This window comes from Flavobacterium sufflavum, assembly GCF_004016525.1.
Taxonomy (GTDB): Bacteria; Bacteroidota; Bacteroidia; order Flavobacteriales; family Flavobacteriaceae; genus Flavobacterium; species Flavobacterium sufflavum.
On record NZ_SACJ01000007.1, the window covers coordinates 126,867 to 148,057 of the forward strand.

Below are 21,191 nucleotides of genomic sequence, written 5' to 3' on the forward strand. Positions count from 1 at the left end.
ATACAAACTTATTTAGAAATAGATACCTTTTATTAGATTAAGAAATAAAAATCTTATTTTTCTTTTATTACAATGGAAATCAATTTTATTGTTAGATGCAGGATAGCACTTAAATCATACAGGATACTATTTATAACTCGCTATTTTATTTTTGGCTTTAGCCAATTAACCAACCAAAAAGCATAATTTTTTATGAAACACATTTTTACAGTAATCACTGTTCTTATAGGTTTTTGTTCTTTTTCGCAAACGCAAAAAGGGATTGTAATAGATGGTTATGGAAACGCAGTTGAGAATGCTTTTATCATTAATCCTGCTACTGAATCTCATTCGCATACCGATGATTCAGGGGCTTTTACAATTGAAAAAACGAATGTAGGTGATGTTTTGAGAATTACGGCTCTGGGGTTTAAAATAAAAAGTTATAAAGTTAGTAGTGAGGAAAATAAGATTGTTCTGGAAGATGGTGTGTTAAAATTAAATGATGTTGTAATCCAGCACAAAGTTTCGGCAATGAATTTAATTTCAAAAATAGATTTGCAAACTTCGCCAGTGAATACTTCTCAGGAAATTTTGCAAAAAGTACCGGGATTATTCATAGGGCAACATGCCGGTGGGGGAAAGGGAGAGCAGATGTTTTTAAGAGGTTTTGATATTGATCATGGTACCGATGTTGCTATTTCGGTTGATGGAATGCCTGTCAATTTGGTTTCCCACGCACATGGTCAGGGTTATGCCGATTTGCATTTTGTGATTCCTGAAACGGTCGATAAAATTGATTATGGTAAAGGGACTTATTATGCCAATAAAGGAGATTTTGCTACTGCTGGATACGTAGGCTTTCAAACCAAAGAAAAACTGGATAATAGCAGCATTAGCGTTGAAGCCGGACAATTTAATATGAAGCGAACCGTAGGTTTGTTTAATCTTTTGGACAATGCTAAAAATCAAAGAGCTTATATTGCCACAGAGTATTTCTTGACCGATGGTCCTTTTGAATCGCCTCAAAATTTTAACCGTCTTAATTTGTTAGGAAAATATACGTATCTGTTAGGGCTGAATAGTAAATTTTCAATTTCTGCTTCTCATTTTTCAAGTAAATGGGATGCTTCAGGACAAATTCCTCAGCGATTAGTGGATAATGGGACGCTTTCCAGATTTGGAGCAGTTGATGATACCGAAGGAGGAAATACTTCGAGAACTAATATCATTGCTTCTCTGAATAAGCCTATAGACAAAAACACCTTTGTGAAAATCAATACTTTTTTTAGTAAGTATGCCCTTGAGTTGTATTCTAATTTTACTTTTTTCTTAAAAGATCCTGTTAATGGAGACCAAATCAGGCAAAAAGAAAATCGGACACTTTATGGAATGAGTGCCGAAATAAACAAAAAAATAAAAAATGACGGTTGGGATATCAATTATCAGGTGGGAATTGGTTTCAGAGTTGATGCAACCAAAGACAGTGAATTGTCACATACTTTGAATCGAAAAACTACATTGGAAAATATAAAATTAGGGGATATTGATGAAAATAATAATTATGGCTATTTGAATTCTGAATTTATATTTGGGAAATTAATGATTAATCCGGGACTGCGTTTCGATTATTTTAAATTCAATTATCAGGATAAATTAAGTGCAACTTACACGAATCAATCTAAAGATGAGATTAAAGTTTCTCCAAAATTGAATTTTATCTATTCTCAAAACAACAATTTGCAATTTTTTGTAAAATCAGGAATGGGATTTCACTCTAATGATGCCCGTGTTGTGGTTCAGGATAATACCAAGAAAACCTTACCAACGGCTATTGGAACTGATGTAGGTACAATTTGGAAACCTTCTCATAACCTGATTATTAATTCGGCTTTGTGGTACATGTACTTGCAGCAGGAGTTTGTGTATTCGGGCGATGGGGGAATTATGGAGACTAGTGGAAGAACAAAGCGTATGGGAGCCGATTTTGGAATTCGCTATCATTTAAATGAGATTTTATATATTTATTCGGATGCCAATTATACTTTTGCCAGAAGTATGGATGTAGTAAAAGGTCAAGATTATATTCCTTTAGCTCCCGATTTTACTACTACAGGAGGAATCAGTTTTCAAAATTGGCATCAATTTTCAGGAGGAATACGTTATCGTTATTTAAAAAGCCGTCCTGCCAATGAAGATAATTCTATTGTTGCCGAAGGTTATTTTGTGACCGATATGAATTTAAACTACAATTTTAAAAATCTTACTTTTGGCGTAGCCATCCAAAATTTATTTAATACCCAATGGAACGAAACACAGTTTGCCACCGAATCCAGATTGAAAGACGAATCGAATCCTGTTGATGAGATTCATTTTACTCCTGGAACACCTTTTAATTTAAAAGCTAAAATCACCTATCGATTTTAAAAAACAAAGTACTTTTTTGTTGGGTTTTATTTAACTTTTGTTGAATTGAAATTAGTTGTTTAAAAGAATGGCACAAAAATTGAATTTGATTATTTTTAGAAAAAATATAGATATATGAAAAAATTATTGTTTACGGCCTGCGCCGCCTTGTTGTTTTTTAGTGGATTTACTCAGGCACAAAGTAAAAAAAGTGATAAAATCAAAAAAGAAAAAGTAGTGGATACCCAAAGTATTTATCAATTTAAAGTAGAAGATTTATCAGGAGAAACCTTTGATTTTTCTAAACTGAAAGGAAAAAAAGTGTTGATTGTAAACACGGCTTCCAAATGTGGTTATACTCCACAATATGAGCAACTGGAGGCAATTTATAAAGAATACAAAGACAAAGGTTTTACAATTATTGGTTTTCCGGCGAATAATTTTAACGGACAAGAACCTGGAACCAATAAAGACATTGAGACTTTTTGTAAATTAAATTACGGGGTAACTTTCCCAATGATGTCTAAAATATCTGTAAAAGGAGCTGATATGAGTCCTCTTTATCAATTTTTAACTCAAAAAGAGAAAAACGGGGTTAAAGATTCGGAAGTGAAATGGAATTTCCAAAAGTATCTGATTGACGAAAAAGGACATTTGGTAGAAGTATATTTTTCTAAAACCAAACCTGATGCTCCGGAAATTGTAAACTGGATCAAACAATAAACAGTTTTGTTTTTATAGAAAAAGCGGTTTTTAACGTAGTTTAGAAATCGCTTTTTTTTTATGTTTAAATTGATAAAACAATTTGAACCACATAAGTCACATAAGTTTTGAACTTATATGACTTATGTGGTAAAAAAAACGAAGCTTAAGTCTTAAAGTAAAGGCAACTTTGTATCTTTGTTTTCTTTTGAAATAAAAACAATGATTTACCCCAAAATACCTTTAGCGCAAAGCCTTATTCAGATTTGTCAAGCCAAAGGAATCACCGATATCGTAATTTCTCCAGGTTCCAGAAATGCCCCATTAACAATTGGTTTTGCCAATAATCCTAATTTTAAATGCTATAGCATTGCTGACGAACGATGTGCCGCTTTTTTTGCTTTGGGAATAGCCCAACAAATCAAGCGTCCCGTTGCCGTAGTTTGTACTTCAGGTTCGGCATTGTTGAATTATTATCCGGCCATTGCCGAAGCTTTTTACAGTCAAATTCCTTTGATTGTAATTTCGGCTGACAGGCCACAAAGCAAGATTGATATTGGCGATGGACAAACCATTCGTCAGGAAAATGTTTTTGCCAATCATTCTTTGTACAATGCTAATTTAACCGAAGAAGCTTCAAAAGAAAATGATCATAAAATCAACGAAGCTATAGATGCCGCTTTCCATAAAAAAGGACCGGTACATATTAACGCTCCATTTGAAGAACCTTTGTACGAAACGGTTACGGAGCTTTCTGTAGATACGATGGTTCATAATTTTGCCAGTTTAAATCCAATACTTCCGTTAGAAAATTTGACTGCTTTTGCTGATATTTGGAATAAATCCACTAAGAAATTAGTATTGGTTGGGGTGAATGATCCTAATGCTATTTCGAATGCAACTATTGAAGCTTTAGCCAAAGACGAATCGGTTGTGGTGATGACGGAGACTACTTCCAACTTGTATCATCCAAGTTTTATTTCGAATATAGACACTATAATTACGCCATTTGATAATGGTGATTTTGAAGATTTCTGCCCGGAAATTTTGGTCACTTTTGGCGGAATGATTGTTTCTAAACGCATCAAGGCATTTTTACGAAAACACAAGCCTAAACAACATTGGCATATTGACTCTTTGCGTGCTTATGATACTTTTGGAATTTTGACCAAACATTTTGAAGTCAGTCCGAATACTTTTTTTGAGGGCTTTTTACCTTTAACCATTACTGTAAAAAGTGATTATTTCGAAAAAACAAATCGTATTAAGGAAATTCGAAAAGAGAAACAGGAAGTTTATTTAGCTAAAACACCTTTTTCTGATTTTGCAGTTTTTGATACCGTAATTAAAAGTTTAGCTTTAAATAGTCTATTGCAAATCAGTAATAGTGCGGCCATTCGCTATGCACAGTTAATACATATAAATCCCTCTATTGAGGTTTATTGTAATCGCGGAACCAGCGGAATTGACGGCAGTACTTCAACGGCTATCGGGGCGGCATTAGCCAGCAAAAAACAAACTGTTTTTATTACAGGCGATGTGAGTTTTCTGTATGATAGCAATGCGTTGTGGAATAATTATATCCCAAATAATTTTAAAATTATTATCATAAATAATGGTGGTGGTGGCATCTTTAGAATTTTGCCAGGACATGAAGAAAATGCTGTTTTTAATACTTTTTTCGAAACTTCACATGGTTTAACAGCCGAACATTTGGCTAAAATGTATGGTTTGGATTATTTTACAGCCACTAATGAAGCCAGTTTGGAAAGTGGTTTGAAGCAATTCTACGCACAAAATTCTAAGGCGGTTATTTTAGAGATTTTTACACCCACAGTAGAGAATGATGCTGTTTTAAAGCAATTTTTTAGGGAGTTAAGCTAAAAATATTACTAGATTTTATCCTTTAAATTTGGTATTAAGTGTCAAATGTTTGAAAAATATAAGAACTCCTCTGAAAGTCTTCGGGGGAGTTTTTTTATTTTAAATAAGGAAGACTGATTTGATTGATGAAGATTCTGATTTTTATTTTTTGTTTGAAATACAGGACAGTACAGGTTAGTTAATTAGTTTTATGTATATATTTTAGTAAAATTTAACCTACCTGTATTTTTGGTTCAGGATTATTTTACAATGTTTATACATCATTGAGAAGTAATCAAAGTAAAGTTTTATAAAGTGGTTTTATATAAATTCAAATTTTGTATGGTTACAGATTTTCTTGTAAATAAAAAGTTTAGCTTAGTTTGCTTATTTTGGTTTGTGGTATCAATTGGTTTTTTACAGGCTCAAGACAAAAAAACGCTTCCTGATGTTGAAAAAGTATATCTTCATACTGACAAATCAATTTATTTTATAGGCGAAGATTTATGGTACAAGGCCTATAATGTGCGTGCCTACAACAATTTGCTTTTTGATAATAGCAATATTTTATATGTAGAATTAATTTCGCCCGATTCTAAAATAATTAGCCGAAACAAGACCAATATAGAAATGGGTTTAGGCTCTGGCGATTTTCAATTGACGGATTCCATTGGTGTAAAACCTGGAGTTTATCAATTACGGGCTTATACCAATTGGAATAGAAATTTTGGTGATGATTTTGTATTCAAAAGGAATATTGAAATTATCGATGCTTTTGAGTCTCATTCTAAAACCAATAAAACAGAAAATTATACCGTAGAAATGAAAACTACTGGAAGCGGATTGACTAAACAAAATGAGTTTACGGTAGATTTCTTTCCTGAAGGTGGTTCGCTTTTAGAAAACGTTGCGAGTATTGTAGGTTTCAAGGCTGTTGACAGTAGCGGAAAACCGATAAATGTCAAGGGCGATATTTTTGATTCCGATAACGAATTGATTACCTCTTTTTTAAGTCCTCATGATGGTATGGGAAAATTTCAAATTATGCCAATTGAGGGAAAAAAATATTACGCAAAAATTAAGACGCTATCTGGGGAAGAATTACGTGTCGAACTTCCAGATGTTACTAAGCAAGGTTATTTATTAAATTTTAGGGTTTTTAAAGGTAAAAATATTGTAACCATTAATACTAACGAAAAAACCTTGTTGCAAAATCCTAATGCGGTACTAACGGTTGTTTGCAAAGCAAAAGGGATTTCCTATTTAGAGAGTACACTTACACTAACACAAACAGCCTTATCTTTTGAATTGGCAAAAGATAAAGCTCCCGAAGGCATAAGCCAAATAACATTATACGACAGCAATTCCAGGCCACAAAGTGAGCGATTGGTTTATATCGAAAAAGAACAGGATTTAGATGTACAGCTATCGGCTGACAAAGCAAGTTATAAGCCAAATGAAAAAGCGACTATAAACGTGAGTTCAAAATCAAAGGCCGGTGCTGTTAAATCGGCAAGTTTTTCATTGAGTGTAACCGATATGAATGGAGTTTTAGACGATAAGGATTATGGTACAACAATCAGTTCTTATTTTCTGATGGAATCGGATATTAGAGGTAAGGTGCATAATCCTTCCTATTATTTTGATGCTACTAATCAAAAACGTTTAGAACACTTAGATGACCTGCTTTTAACCCAAGGATGGCGTGACTTTTTATGGAAAACAATGCCAAAATTTAACGATACCATTAGCTATAAAACAGAAAAAGGGATTACAGTTTCGGGTAGGGTGAAGCAACTTCTTGGCGAAAAGGCATTAATCGGCAATAATATGACATTGGCTTTAATAAATAAAAAGCACATGAATATTTTTAACGCTACTACAGATTCTGATGGAGGTTTTAAATTTGAAAACATAATGTTTTCAGGAAAAACCAATATGTTTTTAAATTCCAGAAATTTAAAAGGAAAGTTTAGAGGCGAAATAGTATTAGATCCTATTGAACAAAATCCACCTGCTGTTTCTTTTCAAAATGAACCAATTAATTGGACAGCAACCACAAAGACAATAGTTCAAAATGTATTTAAGAAATTTACAGCTTTTGGAATAAAGCCTGAAAATGTTTTAAACGAAGTTAAAATTGTTGCTAAAAAGAAAAACCAAGCACCCATTTTCTATGGAATTCCGGACAATAGCTATGCTCCAGATGAAAGCGTTACTACATTTATCGATATTTTTGATATGATTGTCCAAAAGCTTCCAGGCGTCATTTCTGATGGTGATTCAGTTCGTTTTCAGCGTTTTGATGGAGAACCACTTTTTTTATTAAATGGTAATACCGCGTTTAAGACCGAAATTGACTTTATTCAACCAAGTGATGTTGAAAAAATAGATGCAGTAAAAGGAGCATCAGCAACATTGTATTATGGATCATCAGCGGCTAATGGTATTATTGCGGTTTATACAAAACCAGGAACAAAACCAGCTGAAAAAGGAGGTTTTCATGCTATTAAAAAAGAAATAGACGGTTTTTATACAGCACGTGTTTTTTATACGCTAAATCCTGAAAAACCTAATTTGGAGTTGGATGATAAAGGAGCAGTAAGAAATACACTTTATTGGAATCCTTATGTGCATCCCGATAAAACTGGTAATGCAACTGTAAATTATTACAATACCAAGGTGGAAACCAAAGTAAAAGTAGCCTTGGAAGGGATTACCGCAACTGGAATTCCCGTAGTTAAAAACACCTATTATACTATTAAAAAGCAAGATAATTTGAAATAAGAATTAAGCTTTGTTATGATGCTAAATAGCTGTATTTAAGAACACTTATTATATCATTAAAAAGCTAATAAAATAGAATTATCAAGCCGCTGGAAAGTGCAAAAGTCTTTTGATTTTGCTTTTTTAGCGGTTTTTTTTATGTGATCCTAAACACAAATTCAATTTAGTTCAATCATTATGCTAATGCACAATATTTTTTTATGATTTACTACAGTTGGTATGTAATGTTGTCAAAATAAATTATTTACTCTGTTTTAAATTAACATTTTTTTTGTAATGTTTGGCTTAATAATTGCGATATGATTTATTAGGAATTTTACATAGCTTGATTGTTTTTTAATTGTGAAATATAAATTTAGATTCTATATGGTTAAAGTTTTTATAAGGAGTAAAAATTGCAGTTTAGTTTGTGTTTTTTGGTCTATATTATCATCTGTTTTTTTACAGGCACAAGACAAAAAAAATATTTCTGATATAGAGAAAGTCTATCTTCATACCGATCGATCAACTTATTTTGTTGGTGAAGATTTATGGTATAAAGCCTATAATGTCAGTGCTTCTAATAACTTGCTTTTCGATAATAGCAATATTTTATACGTAGAATTAATTTCACCCGATTCTAAAATAATTGTCCGAAATAAGACCAATTTAGAAATGGGATTGGGTCATGGCGATTTTCAATTACAGGATTCTCTTGGAGTAAAATCTGGAGTTTACCAATTACGAGCTTATACCAATTGGAACAGGAATTTTGGTGATGATTTTGTATTCAAAAAAGATATTGAAATTATAGATGTTTTTGAATCGAATATTAAACCCAATCTAAATCAAAGTAAAGTTTCGGAAAGTAAAATCATAAAAAAGACTACTCCAATACAAAACACATTTCGCGTTGATTTTTTCCCTGAAGGCGGTTCGCTTCTAGAGAATGTGGCCAGTGTTGTAGGTTTTAAAGCGGTTGATATTAACGGAAAACCTATCGAAGTCAAGGGTGAAATTTACGATTCTGATAACGAATTGGTTACAACTTTTGAAAGTGTTCACGATGGTATGGGAAAATTTCAAATTCTACTAATTGAAGGAAAAAAATATTATGCAAAAATTAAAATTTTATCAGGGGAAGAATTACGAGTAGAACTCCCCAGAATAGTTAAACAAGGTTATTTATTAAGTTTTAGAACATTTAAAGGTAAAAACATTGTAAGTATTAATACAAACGAAGCCACTTTAGCACAAAATCCTAATGCAGTATTAACAGTTGTATGTAAAGTCAGAGGGATTCCCTATTTAGAAAGTTCACAAATGCTTACTGAAACCACATTGTCTTTCGAATTGCCAAAAGACAAAACTCCCGAAGGAATAAGCCAAATCACATTATTTGATAACAACAATAAACCGCAAAGTGAGCGATTAATTTATATCGAAAAGGAACACGATTTAGAGGTTGAACTTGTAACGGATAAATTAAATTATCAGCCAAATGAAAAGACTATTATTGATATTAGGTCTAAATCAAAGGCTGGTGATCCAAAATCAGCCAGTTTTTCACTAAGTGTAACGGATATAAATGGTGTAGAAGATGAGAATTTAGATTCAAATATTTGTTCTTATTTCCTGATGGAATCTGATATTCGTGGAAAAGTCTATCATCCGGGCTATTATTTTAATAAAAACAATCTAAAGCGATTAGAGCATTTAGATAATTTATTATTGACTCAAGGTTGGCGTGATTTTGTGTGGAAAACTTTACTAACTCCTAAAACCGAATTTAAAGTAGAAAAAGACATCACCATTTCTGGAAAAGTTAAGCAAGTATTTGCTGATAAACCATTGGTGAATAATAATCTGACATTGGCATTAATGAGTAAAAAGAATCGTAATTTTTTCAGTACAACAACAGATTCTATAGGTAGATTCGAATTTAAAAATTTAGTTTTTTCTGGAAAAACGAATATGTACTTAAATAGTGTAAATGAAAAAGGAAAATTTAGAGGCGAAATTGTTTTGGATTCTATTGAGCTAGCTCCAATGTTGGTTTCTTTTAAAAAAGAATCAATCGTCTTACAACAAGTAAATAATTCGTTTATTGAAAATGTATTAAAGAAATTTACAGCTTTTGGAGTAAAACCCGAAAATGTTTTGAATGAAGTTGTAGTTAAAGCTAAGAATAAGTATTGGCAACCAGTCTATTATAAGAATCCTTTTAGTACTTATACCCCTGATATAGTAACAAAAACATTAGTTTCTATTTGGGATGTATTGGAGATAGTTCCAGGTATCTGGGTTAAGGATAGGTTTGATAGGGATTTACGCGTAGTGGGTGAAAAGGATGTTCCAGTTATATTAATAAATGGTTATGGAGTTGAAAATCATGACTTAGATTATATTATGCCTAATGAAATTGTAAAAATAGAGGTAGTAAGAGAACTAGGTGTACCTATAATTTCAATTTTTATAAATAGAAATTTGAATTATAAACCTAAAAAAGTTCCTGTTTATACTGTTAAACAAGAAATAGAAGGTTTTTATTCCGCTCGAACTTTTTACTCTCCAGATCCGCAAAAGCCTAATTTAAAGTTAGATAATATAGCTGAGGTAAGAAATACTATTTATTGGAATCCTTATGTGCATCCTGATAAAACCGGAAATACGAGCGTGAATTATTATAATACTAAGGTTGAAACTAAAGTAAAAGTTAGTTTAGAAGGGATTACAGGCAGTGGTATTCCTGTGGTTAAGAACACTTATTATACTATTAAAAATAATCAATAATTCAGCTTTTATATGATTGTAACTTTTTATAAAAATTGTTCTATTCTTTGTTTTTTATGCATTCTTTTAACGTTTGGTTTTTTGCAGGCACAAGATAAAAAATCAATTTCTGATATAGAAAAAGTCTATCTTCATACCGATCGATCAACTTATTTTGTTGGAGAAGATTTATGGTACAAAGCTTATAATGTAAGAGCTTCAAATAATTTACTTTTTGATAATAGTAACATATTATATGTAGAATTAATTTCACCCGATTCTAAAATAATTGCCAGAAACAAAACCAAATTAGAAATGGGTTTGGGGCATGGTGATTTTCAATTACAGGATTCTTTGGGAGTAAAACCAGGAGTTTACCAATTAAGAGCTTATACCAATTGGAACAGGAATTTTGGAGAAGACTTTGTATTTAAAAAGAATATCGAAATTATAGATGTTTTTGAATCACATGACAAAACGAAAACACCTCAAAATATTTCTTTAGAAACTAAAACCACTAAAAAAGGAGAAACTACGCAAAACACATTTCACATTGATTTTTTTCCTGAAGGAGGTTCTCTTTTAGAAAATGTGGCTAGTGTTGTGGGCTTCAAAGCTGTTGATATTAACGGAAATCCAATTGATATTAAAGGTGAAATTTACGATTCGGATAACGAATTAGTAACTGCTTTTGAAAGTGTACACGACGGTATGGGAAAATTACAAATGTTGCCAACAGAAGCTAAGAAGTATTATGCCAAAATTAAAAGTTCAATCGGGGAAGAAATAAAAGTCGAGCTGCCAAATGTTCTCAAACAAGGTTATTTGTTAAGTTTTAGAACAATGAAAGGCAGGAATATTATTAGTATTAGTACCAACGAAGCCATTTTGGTACAAAATCCTAATCCATTGCTTACGGTAGTTTGCAAAGCCAAAGGAATTTCCTATTTGGAAACTGCACAAACACTTACTGAAACAACTTTGTCTTTTGAATTGCCAAAAGACAAAACTCCCGAAGGAATAAGCCAAATCACATTATTTGATTGCAACAATAAACCGCAAAGTGAACGCTTGATTTTTATTGAAAAAGAACAGGATTTAGACATTCAACTCTTAACAGATAAACCAAGTTATCAGCCTAATGAAAAAGCAATAGTAAGTGTTTCTTCCAAATCGAAAACTGGAGCAGCAAAATCTGCTAGTTTTTCGTTGAGTGTAACTGATATGAATAGGCAAGTGGAAGAGAAAGATTTTAACTCGAACATTTGTTCCTATTTCCTGATGGAATCAGACATTCGTGGCAAAGTATATCATCCGGGCTATTATTTTGATAAAACTAATCCAAAAAGATTAGAGCATTTAGACAATTTACTTTTAACCCAAGGTTGGCGTGATTTTGTATGGAAAACAATGTCAAAAGTTGAGGAAACTAATCCTTACAAAGTAGAAAAAGGCATCACCATATCAGGCAGAGTGAAACAACTTTTTGCTGATAAGCCATTGGTGAATAATAATATTACATTGGCCTTGATGAGTAAAAAGAAACATAATATTTTTAATGCCACTACCGATTCTATTGGTCGATTTCAATTTGAAAACTTGCTGTTTTCCGGAAAAACGAATATGTATTTGAATACCAGAGATGAGAAAGGAAAATTCAGAGGCGAAATTGTTTTGGATTCGATTGAACTAGCTCCAATTCCTGTTAAATTAAAAAAAGAACTAATTGTTTTGCCTGAAACAAATGAGGTTGCAGAAAATGTGTTCAAGAAATTTATCGCTTTTGGTGTAAAACCGGAGAATATTTTGAAAGAAGTTCTTGTTACGGCTACTACTAAAAAGAAAGATGATATAGTTGCAAACTATGGGAATTATGGATTTGCAGACAAAAGTTATATTGCAGATGAAGATACACATTTATTTATTAATATTTATGAACTCATTCAACAAAAGATTCCAGGTACTATTAGCGATGGCGGTAGTTCAGTTCGTTTTACACGTTATGAAGAGGGACCTATTTTTATAGTAGATGGTCGTCGGATTTATCCAGATGAACAATCATCTTGGGTAGACGTTATTAATCCTTCTGATGTCGTAAAAATAGATGTAATTACTGGAGCACAAGCAACATTATTTTTTGGAGAAGAAGGAGAAAAAGGTATTATTGCAATTTACACCAAACCAAATACAGGAAACAAACCCAAAAAAGATCCTTTTCAATCCATTAAACAGGAAATAGAAGGTTTTTATACTGCACGAGTTTTTTACTCTCCAGATCCAGAAAAACCTGATGTAGAATTAGATAAAAAAGCCGCAGTTAGAAACACTATTTATTGGAATCCGTATGTTCATCCCGATAAAACAGGAAATACTAGTTTAAATTATTACAACACCAAGGTGGAAACCAAAGTAAAAGTAGCCTTGGAAGGAATTACCGCTACTGGAATTCCTGTAGTTAAAAACACTTATTATACCATTAAACATAATCAATAAATAAGTTTCTATATGGTTCCAACTTTTGATAAATATTGTAGTTTGACTTGTTTTTTATTCTTGTACTTATCATCTGTTTTTTTACAGGCACAAGACAAAAAAAATATTTCTGATATTGAGAAAGTCTATCTTCATACCGACCGATCAACTTATTTTATTGGTGAAGATTTATGGTACAAAGCCTATAATGTACGAGCTTCTAATAATCTGCTTTTTGATAATAGTAATATTTTATATGTAGAATTAATCTCTGCCGATTCTAAAATAATTGCCCGAAATAAAACCAATTTAGAAATGGGCTTAGGTTATGGTGATTTTCAATTAAAGGATTCTCTTGGCGTAAAACCCGGGACTTATCAATTAAGAGCTTACACCAATTGGAACCGGAATTTTGGAGAAGACTTTGTCTTCAAAAAGAATATTGAAATTATTGATGTTTTTGAATTACATGATAAGCTAAAAACATTACAAAAGACTCCTTTAGAAACTAAAATCGCTAAAAAAGAAGCCACTATATCAAATACATTTCGTGTTGATTTCTTTCCAGAAGGAGGTTCACTTATAGAAAATGTGGCTAGTATAGTTGGTTTTAAAGCGATTGATAACAACGGAAAACCAATTGATTGTAAAGGCGAAATTTACGATTCTGATAACGAATTAGTCACTGCTTTTGAAAGTGTTCACGACGGCATGGGGAAATTGCAAATGTTACCAATGGAAGGGAAAAAATATTATGCCAAAATTAAAGCTTCAACAGGAGATGAACTTCGTCAAGATCTTCCCAATGTTCTCAAGCAAGGTTATTTATTAAGTTTTAGAACAATAAAAGGGCGCAATATTGTAAGTATCAATACCAATCAGGCTACTTTACAATTAAATCCTAATCCATTGCTTACGGTAGTTTGCAAAGCCAAAGGAATTTCCTACTTGGAAACTACACAAACATTTTCCGAAACAACTTTGTCTTTTGAATTGCCAAAAGACAAAACTCCCGATGGAATAAGCCAAATCACATTATTTGATAACAACAATAAACCGCAAAGTGAACGCTTGATTTTTATTGAAAAAGAACAGGATTTAGACATTCAACTCTTAACAGATAAACCAAGTTATCAGCCTAATGAAAAAGCAATAGTAAGTGTTTCTTCCAAATCGAAAACTGGAGCAGCAAAATCTGCTAGTTTTTCGTTGAGTGTAACTGATATGAATGGGCAAGTGGAAGAGAAAGATTTTAACTCGAACATTTGTTCCTATTTCCTGATGGAATCAGACATTCGTGGCAAAGTATATCATCCGGGCTATTATTTTGATAAAACTAATCCAAAAAGATTAGAGCATTTAGACAATTTACTTTTAACCCAAGGTTGGCGTGATTTTCTATGGAAGACAATACCAAAATCAGATGTTAAGGTTAGTTATAAAACAGAAAAAGGAATTACAATATCGGGTAGGGTAAAACAAGTTTTTGCAGATAAACCATTGATAAATAATAATATCACATTGGCTTTGATGAGTAAAAAAAATCGAAATATTTTTAGTACTGTTACCGATTCCATTGGTCGATTTCAATTTGAAAACTTGATGTTTTCAGGAAAAACGAATATGTATTTGAATACCAGAGACGAAAAAGGAAAGTTTAGAGGTGAAATAGTTTTGGATTCTATTGAACTAGCTCCAATGGCTGTATTGTTAAAAAAAGAATGGGTAGATTTGGTTGGAACAACTAATTCACTTGCCGATAATGTGTTGAAGAAATTTACCGCTTTTGGAGTAAAGCCAGAGAATGTTTTGAAAGAAGTTTTAATTAAATCCAAAAATAAATTTGTCCGACCAGTATTTTATGGAGTTGTTGACTATAGTTATATAGCTGATAAAAACACTAAAACATTAGCTACTATTTATGATGTTTTAGATAAAGTTCCAGGTGTTTTAGTTGTTGATAGAGCGGTTAGTGTTTTAGGTGCTCGTGCTATGGGTGTACGTGACGAAACACCGCAAGGTGAACCTATACCTGACAAAAGACCGCTAATTTTAATAGATGGTAGTCCAATGATAGATCCTAGTCAATTAGCTTGGATTTTGCCTACTGAAGTCGAAAAAATAGATGTAATACAAAGTTCAATTGTTAAAGATTTATTTATATTAGAAAAAGAATCAGATGGTAGTGTTATTTCTATTTTTACAAATGGAAACATAAAAAAACCGCCAAGAACTAACTTACAATCAATTAAACAAGAAATAGAAGGTTTTTATACTGTCCGTATTTTTTATTCGCCAGATCCTGAAAAGCCAGATGTAGAATTAGATAAAAAAGCTGCAGTAAGAAACACGATTTATTGGAATCCTTATGTGCATCCAGACAAAACGAGTAATGCAACTTTGAATTATTACAACACCAAGGTGGAAACCAAAGTAAAAGTAGCTTTAGAAGGAATTACAGGGAATGGTATTCCTGTGGTTAGGAATGTTTATTATGACATTAAGAAATAATAGAAAGGAAAATATTTATAGGAGATTCATTATGTAAAAAGAATTTATAAAAATGAAGAAAATAAAAAATTACATCCCGGCTTTTATACTGCTTGTAAATATCATTTCATATTCACAAAACAAAGAAATTCTTGTATTTGACAGCTCAACAAAATTACCAATTGAGAGTGTAAATATATATTATCCAGGTATTCAGGAAGGTACTTTTACTAACTCTGATGGGAAAGCAATAATAAATATATTGGATTATGATTTAAAAATTTCGCATATTGCTTATGAAGAAATAATCATTAATTATAAAGAGTTGAAGAATTTGAATACTTTTTTTTTAACTCCTAAATCAATAAATCTTAACGAAGTAGTTGTGCGCTCCTTTAATTTAACCAAAGCATTAAATTATGTACTTGAAAATTATGAAAACTTATATGAAAATAAGGCTTTTGAAAAAGAATGTAATTTCAAAGAGACACTATCTATAGATAATAAACTTAAACGATTGATAGTAACAAAAGTTAACTGGTGGAGCAAAAGCTACAAAATAAAGCATTTGAGTGATCTTAAACTGCGTTTAGGTTCTATAGATTTTAATAAAAACAATCCTATGGATATTTTTACTGATATTCCTAAAGGAAACATTCCATCGAATAGTGGATTTATAGATACAAAAAGTATAATTGGTTCTATTTATTTAAATAGTTTTTTAATTAATTTCTTGAAATATAATCCTAATCTTAATGCTTTTATAGAAAACTCTACTGCAAATGAAACGATAGTTTCTTTTACTTCTGAATGGAAAAGGACTTATAGTTATTCTTATCGAAGCAGAGGGAAAATTATTTTTGATAAAGCAACTAAAGCAATAATTTCATTTACATATGAAGTAGAAAATAAAGATAGAATAACCCAAAGCGTTATCTATAAATGGTATAAAGAGTTTTCATATGAAAATATTAATTCTATTTCAACATTGAATTTTAGAAAAAATACAAATAACAAATGGGCTTTAAATTCATTTGAAACTAGTGCAGACTTTAGTATAACTTATAACGACATAAAACATCAAGGAAATATAAAAAACAATTTATATGTGCTCAAAGATGCTCAAATTGATAAAGTTAAGAATGTTGGTCTTATCAGTTTATCCAAACCAATTTATCAAAATCTTCCCAAAGATATTGTTACCAATTCAAATTCTATTTTATTATCAAATGAAGAGAACAATTTTATAGAAGGAAAATAGTATGCTCGGAATATTCCGGCAGTTAAAAAGATTTGTTATTCGATTAAAAAACAAGAGAATTTAAAATAGTATTTAAGTCTTTATTCAGCACAGTGCAGGATAATTTTCTGTTGCTTAGCTTATATTTTAGCCATTTAAATTCTGATTAATTCCCTCAAATTATGATAAAGAAAAGTTCTGTTAAGTTAAATTGCCAATTTTTGTGGATTGGAATACTGCTTTTATGTTTTACGATAAATACATTGGCACAAAATCAAAACATTAAAAATGATGTTTTTTGGGATACCAAAGACGGACAGCCTATTTACAGTCAGGGTGGTGGAATTTTTAAGTTTAAAAATTTTCAAACCGGGATTGAAAAATACTATTGGTATGGTGTGCATTATGAAGAAGCCGAGAAATACCGCAAAGAACCAACGGTAACTTATCCCCATTGTACTTTTAAATCGATAACATGTTATAGTTCTACTGATTTGGTGAATTGGACTTTTGAAAGGGATGTTTTTACTGATGTAAAAGCTTTTCCTGATGGAAAAAAAACTTGGGTTGGTCGTTTGGGAGTGGCTTATGTAAAGCAAATGAATAAATACGCCCTATTTGTTCAGCATGGAAGTCAGGTTTTGGTAGCATTAGACGATTCTCCAACAGCAGATTTTATCTGGCATCAAAAAATAAACATGCAACCCTGGATTGGCACAACAAATACTGGAGATCAAACTGTTTTTACGGATGATGACGGAAAATCCTATTTGATTTATTCCTACGGAAAAGGACGTAATAAAATATACGTTTCTGAAATAGGTGTGAAAGACGGAAAAGTAACTATTCTAGATTGTACCAAAGTTTTTCAGGGAGAAAGCAGGGAAGGGAATTGTATGTTTAAATACAAAAATAAGTACTACATGGCCGCTTCTAATATCTATGGCTGGGATGCTTCTTTTGCCTATTATTTGGTTTCTGATAATATACGAGGGCCATATTTGCCTACAAACGATATGCAAATTATGAAAGGCTCTGCCGAAGATTATGCGCATGTAACACAAACCGGATTTTTTTACACAATCAAAAGAAACGACAAAGAAACAGTGGTGTATTGTGGCGACCGTTGGGCTGATTTTGCGGGTAATGGTTTAGGATACAATCAATGGGTGCCGCTTTCTTTTGATGGTGTAAAGCCCTATTTTAATTCGTTAAGTTCATGGAATTTGGATGAAAAGACTGGAGATTGGACTGTTGGTGAAGATAACAATTATGTGAAAAACGGCAGTTTTGAAGCCGATAGAAATAAAATCCCGAGTAGTTTTAAACCCGTTCAGGAACAATTATTAGGCTGGAAAACCAAAGTAATCAAAGGGAATACAATTCAGGTGAAAAGCGAAATTTCGCCACAATTGAATTATTTTAATACCGAAAGCGACCGAAAAGAAGTAATAGGTGAAAAAAGCTTGAATATTACCGATAAAGTTGATTTTACAAGAGAAATTACTCAACAAATTAGTTCTTCTCCTTATGTAATTTTAGAAGATGGGGTGTATAATTTGACTGCTAAAGTTAAAAACAGCAAAGGTTTCACCGAACTTAAAATGTTTGCGAATAGTGGAGGCGTCGATTATAAATTTAGCATTGAGAATGAAAATCCTTCCTGGACTAGCATTCGCATTTCAGACATTGTGGTAAAAGATGGTAAAATAACAATTGGATTTTTTGCTAATGGAACAGCTAATTCATTTTGTTTAGTGGATGATGTGACTTTGGTGAAAAAATAAACACAGATTACACAGATTAGCACAGATTTTTTTGAAAATACACTTTGTATTCTTTGTGAAAAACTTTGTGTCTTTTGTGGTAAAAATATTAGCTGTAGTTTATATAGATTATCATAGATTTTTTTGAATTTTCCAAACTTGGTGTGCTTTGCGAAAAACTTTGCGAACTTTGCGGTTAAAATCATCCCGTAACGTTGTACCTTTGCGGCTTAGAAAAAAGAAGAAAATGCTTAAAATAGGAAAATACAACAGCTTAACGATATTACGTGATACCAAAGTAGGATTGTTTTTGGGAAATCCCGAACAAGACCCAGAAGGAATTCACGATGTCCTTTTGCCTAATAAATATGTCCCTAACGAATTTGAAATAGGCGAGGAGCTTATTGTTTTTGTTTATTTAGATCACGAACAACGTCCGGTGGCCACCACATTGGAACCTTATATTTTATTGAACGAATTTGCGCTTTTGCGTGTTAATTACATCAATCAGGTTGGTGCTTTCATGGATTGGGGAATGGAAAAAGACATTCTGGTTCCATTTAAGGAACAAGCCCGACCGATGGAAAAAGGAAAACGCTATTTGGTTTACCTTTATATGGACGAAAAAACCAATAGATTAGTTGCTTCAAGTAAAACGAATCAATTTCTTAATAACGAAACGCTTACCGTTGAAAAAGGTGAAGAAGTAGAATTGATTGTTTCTCATATTACCGAAATTGGAATTAACGTAATTATTAATGAGAAACACAAGGGACTTTTGTACAAAGACGAGGTATATGACGACAGTATCCGTACAGGAGACAGAATGCGCGGTTTTATTAAAAACATTCGCCCTGATAATAAAATAGATGTTTCGTTACAAAAACAAGGTTACGAAAGCATTGAACCTAATGCTGAGAAAATTTTGAACGAATTAAGAGCGAGCCGGGGATTTTTAAGGTTAAACGATAATTCGCATCCCGAAGATATCAAAACGGTACTTAAGATGAGTAAAAAGACTTTTAAGAAAGCCATTGGTGCTTTGTATAAAGAAAAACTGATTGAAATTAAGGAAGACGGAATTTATCTCGTGAATGAATAAAAAAAAGAAAGACTAATCCTTGCGGTTAGTCTTTCTCTTTTTATAGCTCTTTCTTATTTTTGGACAAGCTATAATATATTTGACAATTGGAAATCCTAATTATAGGTTTCTCGTTAACGTTTCTTTTCTTTATCTTTTTTTACCTCTAAATGCTATTTGGAATCCCATTTTGCAATAAGAACCTTTGGTTGGAATAGCTTCTTTGGATTTTACGCATTCTTTTTGATGATTGTTTCATCTCGTATAGTAATCCAAATGTTTACCGTTGGTGCTACTTTGAGTAAATTCTAATAAAATTTAGTGTCTCCCTCTTGGGCTCTTTTCTTCCGAAGTTTAAATTTAGTAACGTACAAAAAAGAGTGATAAAGCTTGTTGTTTGTTTCAATAATCTTTTTTTAGGTTAATAAATCAGTGAGCGACTCCTGAGTTAGCTTGTATTGTAAATATTTAACCAATTCCTGAACTAACTATGTCTAAAATTAATAAAAAAAATGTTTCAGCTTTCAAAAAAAAGTCTTTATTCGACAAATTTTAACACTTTTAAAGGATTAACGGGAGAAGGATTACTGTAAACTCAATTTAAGTCAAAATTGAAAAAAGGAGTCGTTTAAAAGAACTATTAGACATTTCCTATAATTAGTTTTCAGTAGAACGTATGCTTTCTGATTTGGTGACAATTTCTTTAATCACTTCGTCTAATTCGTTACTTGATACGATAATATTGTCTATTAAAAATGTTTTTTCTTCTTCGGTATTGTCGTTTTCTTTTAAAAGATTAGTTATAGCCATTAGACGAGATAATGGAGTTCTTACCACATGAGATTGAATCCAGGTAATTTCTTTTAAAACCTCATTTTGTTTTTCTATTTTTTTGGTGTGTTTGATATTGTTTTTAAAACTTTCGTCAAGACCATTGAATAATTTTGGAACTAAGGAACAAATTAAAAAACTCAGGAAAATAAGATTTGAAAAAACGGCAAAAAGTTCACTTGATTTAAAATCGATATTGTGTGTGGGAGTTAAGTCGAGATAATACAGGGAAATGTAAAAAATCGAAATATATACGTTAAACAGAGCAGGAGCATATTGGTTTTTAAAAGTATATATAAATGTTGCTAAAAAACAAGCTGCAAGTAGATACAGGGTGCTGTTTAGACCCACAAAATAAATAAGGAAGGAGCTTAAAGTATATACCATGCCTATAAACAATAGTTTGCGTTTCTTTATTTTAATTCCTTTTTTTAATCCCGTGAACATAGCTAATGAAACTGATAAGATGTCAACAAAAAACATAATGAAGTATTCTGATTCGAAGGCCCAAATTAGAGAAGGAATCAAAGCGATGAGACTTAATGGGATGATGTATATTATGGTATTCGAAAACATATCATCACGCCAATACTTTAAATCTTTATTTTCTCCGGAAGAAACTAAGATGTTTTGCCTGATTCTTGAAGTGTATTTATTCCATATTTCCATAATCAAAGAGTGTTTTTGTATGTTAGGAATTACTGTAAATATAAGAAAATAAAGTAATAAAATACTTATTTTAAAATTGTAATTTGTAGGCTAATACTTTATTGGATGGATTTTGTTATTGAGTTAACGATTCTTTTTGAGGCTAAATAAAGGA

11 protein-coding genes are annotated in these 21,191 nt (G+C 31.8%); 10 read left to right on the top strand and 1 reads right to left on the bottom strand.

Going from position 1 to position 21,191, the window contains the following annotated elements; genetic code table 11:
• Window positions 1-192: 192 nt before the first annotated feature.
• The 10 genes from EOD40_RS12225 to EOD40_RS12270 all read left to right on the top strand — a co-directional run bounded on the left by EOD40_RS12225 (window position 193) and on the right by EOD40_RS12270 (window position 19,558).
• Window positions 193-2,406 carry a TonB-dependent receptor gene (locus EOD40_RS12225; RefSeq protein ID WP_128195922.1) on the top strand — a complete coding sequence of 738 codons (2,214 nt, stop codon included), beginning with the start codon at window positions 193-195 and terminating at the stop codon, window positions 2,404-2,406.
• 114 nt (window positions 2,407-2,520) lie between these two features.
• A complete protein-coding gene (locus tag EOD40_RS12230; protein ID WP_128195924.1) occupies window positions 2,521-3,108 on the top strand; it encodes a glutathione peroxidase in 588 nt (195 codons plus the stop codon).
• Window positions 3,109-3,309: 201 nt separating this feature from the next.
• Window positions 3,310-4,971, top strand: coding sequence for a 2-succinyl-5-enolpyruvyl-6-hydroxy-3-cyclohexene-1-carboxylic-acid synthase (menD, locus tag EOD40_RS12235; RefSeq protein ID WP_128195926.1), 1,662 nt, complete (start codon window positions 3,310-3,312; stop codon window positions 4,969-4,971).
• A 321-nt stretch (window positions 4,972-5,292) separates the two neighbouring features.
• Window positions 5,293-7,737, top strand: coding sequence for a TonB-dependent receptor plug domain-containing protein (locus EOD40_RS12240; protein ID WP_128195928.1), 2,445 nt, complete (start codon window positions 5,293-5,295; stop codon window positions 7,735-7,737).
• A 366-nt stretch (window positions 7,738-8,103) separates the two neighbouring features.
• Window positions 8,104-10,509 carry a hypothetical protein gene (locus EOD40_RS12245; protein WP_128195930.1) on the top strand — a complete coding sequence of 802 codons (2,406 nt, stop codon included), beginning with the start codon at window positions 8,104-8,106 and terminating at the stop codon, window positions 10,507-10,509.
• A gap of 81 nt (window positions 10,510-10,590) precedes the next feature.
• Window positions 10,591-12,981, top strand: coding sequence for a TonB-dependent receptor (locus tag EOD40_RS12250; RefSeq protein ID WP_128195932.1), 2,391 nt, complete (start codon window positions 10,591-10,593; stop codon window positions 12,979-12,981).
• 12 nt (window positions 12,982-12,993) lie between these two features.
• Entirely contained in the window at window positions 12,994-15,471 is a 2,478-nt protein-coding gene (locus tag EOD40_RS12255; protein ID WP_128195934.1) for a Plug domain-containing protein, read from the top strand.
• 52 nt (window positions 15,472-15,523) lie between these two features.
• Window positions 15,524-16,711: a carboxypeptidase-like regulatory domain-containing protein gene (locus tag EOD40_RS12260; protein ID WP_128195936.1), complete on the top strand. Its 1,188-nt coding sequence runs from the start codon at window positions 15,524-15,526 to the stop codon at window positions 16,709-16,711.
• Window positions 16,712-16,872: 161 nt separating this feature from the next.
• Window positions 16,873-18,477 carry a family 43 glycosylhydrolase gene (locus EOD40_RS12265; protein WP_128195938.1) on the top strand — a complete coding sequence of 535 codons (1,605 nt, stop codon included), beginning with the start codon at window positions 16,873-16,875 and terminating at the stop codon, window positions 18,475-18,477.
• A gap of 226 nt (window positions 18,478-18,703) precedes the next feature.
• The gene (locus EOD40_RS12270; RefSeq protein ID WP_128195940.1) at window positions 18,704-19,558 is read left to right on the top strand and encodes a CvfB family protein; all 855 of its coding nucleotides are present in this window, start codon (window positions 18,704-18,706) and stop codon (window positions 19,556-19,558) included.
• A 636-nt stretch (window positions 19,559-20,194) separates the two neighbouring features.
• Here EOD40_RS12270 and EOD40_RS12275 read toward each other — a convergent pair.
• Window positions 20,195-21,037, bottom strand: coding sequence for a hypothetical protein (locus EOD40_RS12275; RefSeq protein ID WP_128195942.1), 843 nt, complete (start codon window positions 21,035-21,037; stop codon window positions 20,195-20,197).
• Window positions 21,038-21,191: the final 154 nt, after the last annotated feature.

What these genes read in the sequence shown, in the direction of transcription:
- EOD40_RS12245 (WP_128195930.1), top strand. Translation starts at nt 8,104, where the DNA reads ATGGTTAAAGTTTTTATAAGGAGTAAAAATTGCAGTTTAGTTTGTGTT.
- EOD40_RS12275 (WP_128195942.1), bottom strand. Translation starts at nt 21,037, where the DNA reads ATGGAAATATGGAATAAATACACTTCAAGAATCAGGCAAAACATCTTA.
- EOD40_RS12230 (WP_128195924.1), top strand. Translation starts at nt 2,521, where the DNA reads ATGAAAAAATTATTGTTTACGGCCTGCGCCGCCTTGTTGTTTTTTAGT.
- EOD40_RS12255 (WP_128195934.1), top strand. Translation starts at nt 12,994, where the DNA reads ATGGTTCCAACTTTTGATAAATATTGTAGTTTGACTTGTTTTTTATTC.
- EOD40_RS12240 (WP_128195928.1), top strand. Translation starts at nt 5,293, where the DNA reads ATGGTTACAGATTTTCTTGTAAATAAAAAGTTTAGCTTAGTTTGCTTA.
- EOD40_RS12265 (WP_128195938.1), top strand. Translation starts at nt 16,873, where the DNA reads ATGATAAAGAAAAGTTCTGTTAAGTTAAATTGCCAATTTTTGTGGATT.
- EOD40_RS12225 (WP_128195922.1), top strand. Translation starts at nt 193, where the DNA reads ATGAAACACATTTTTACAGTAATCACTGTTCTTATAGGTTTTTGTTCT.
- menD (WP_128195926.1), top strand. Translation starts at nt 3,310, where the DNA reads ATGATTTACCCCAAAATACCTTTAGCGCAAAGCCTTATTCAGATTTGT.
- EOD40_RS12260 (WP_128195936.1), top strand. Translation starts at nt 15,524, where the DNA reads ATGAAGAAAATAAAAAATTACATCCCGGCTTTTATACTGCTTGTAAAT.
- EOD40_RS12270 (WP_128195940.1), top strand. Translation starts at nt 18,704, where the DNA reads ATGCTTAAAATAGGAAAATACAACAGCTTAACGATATTACGTGATACC.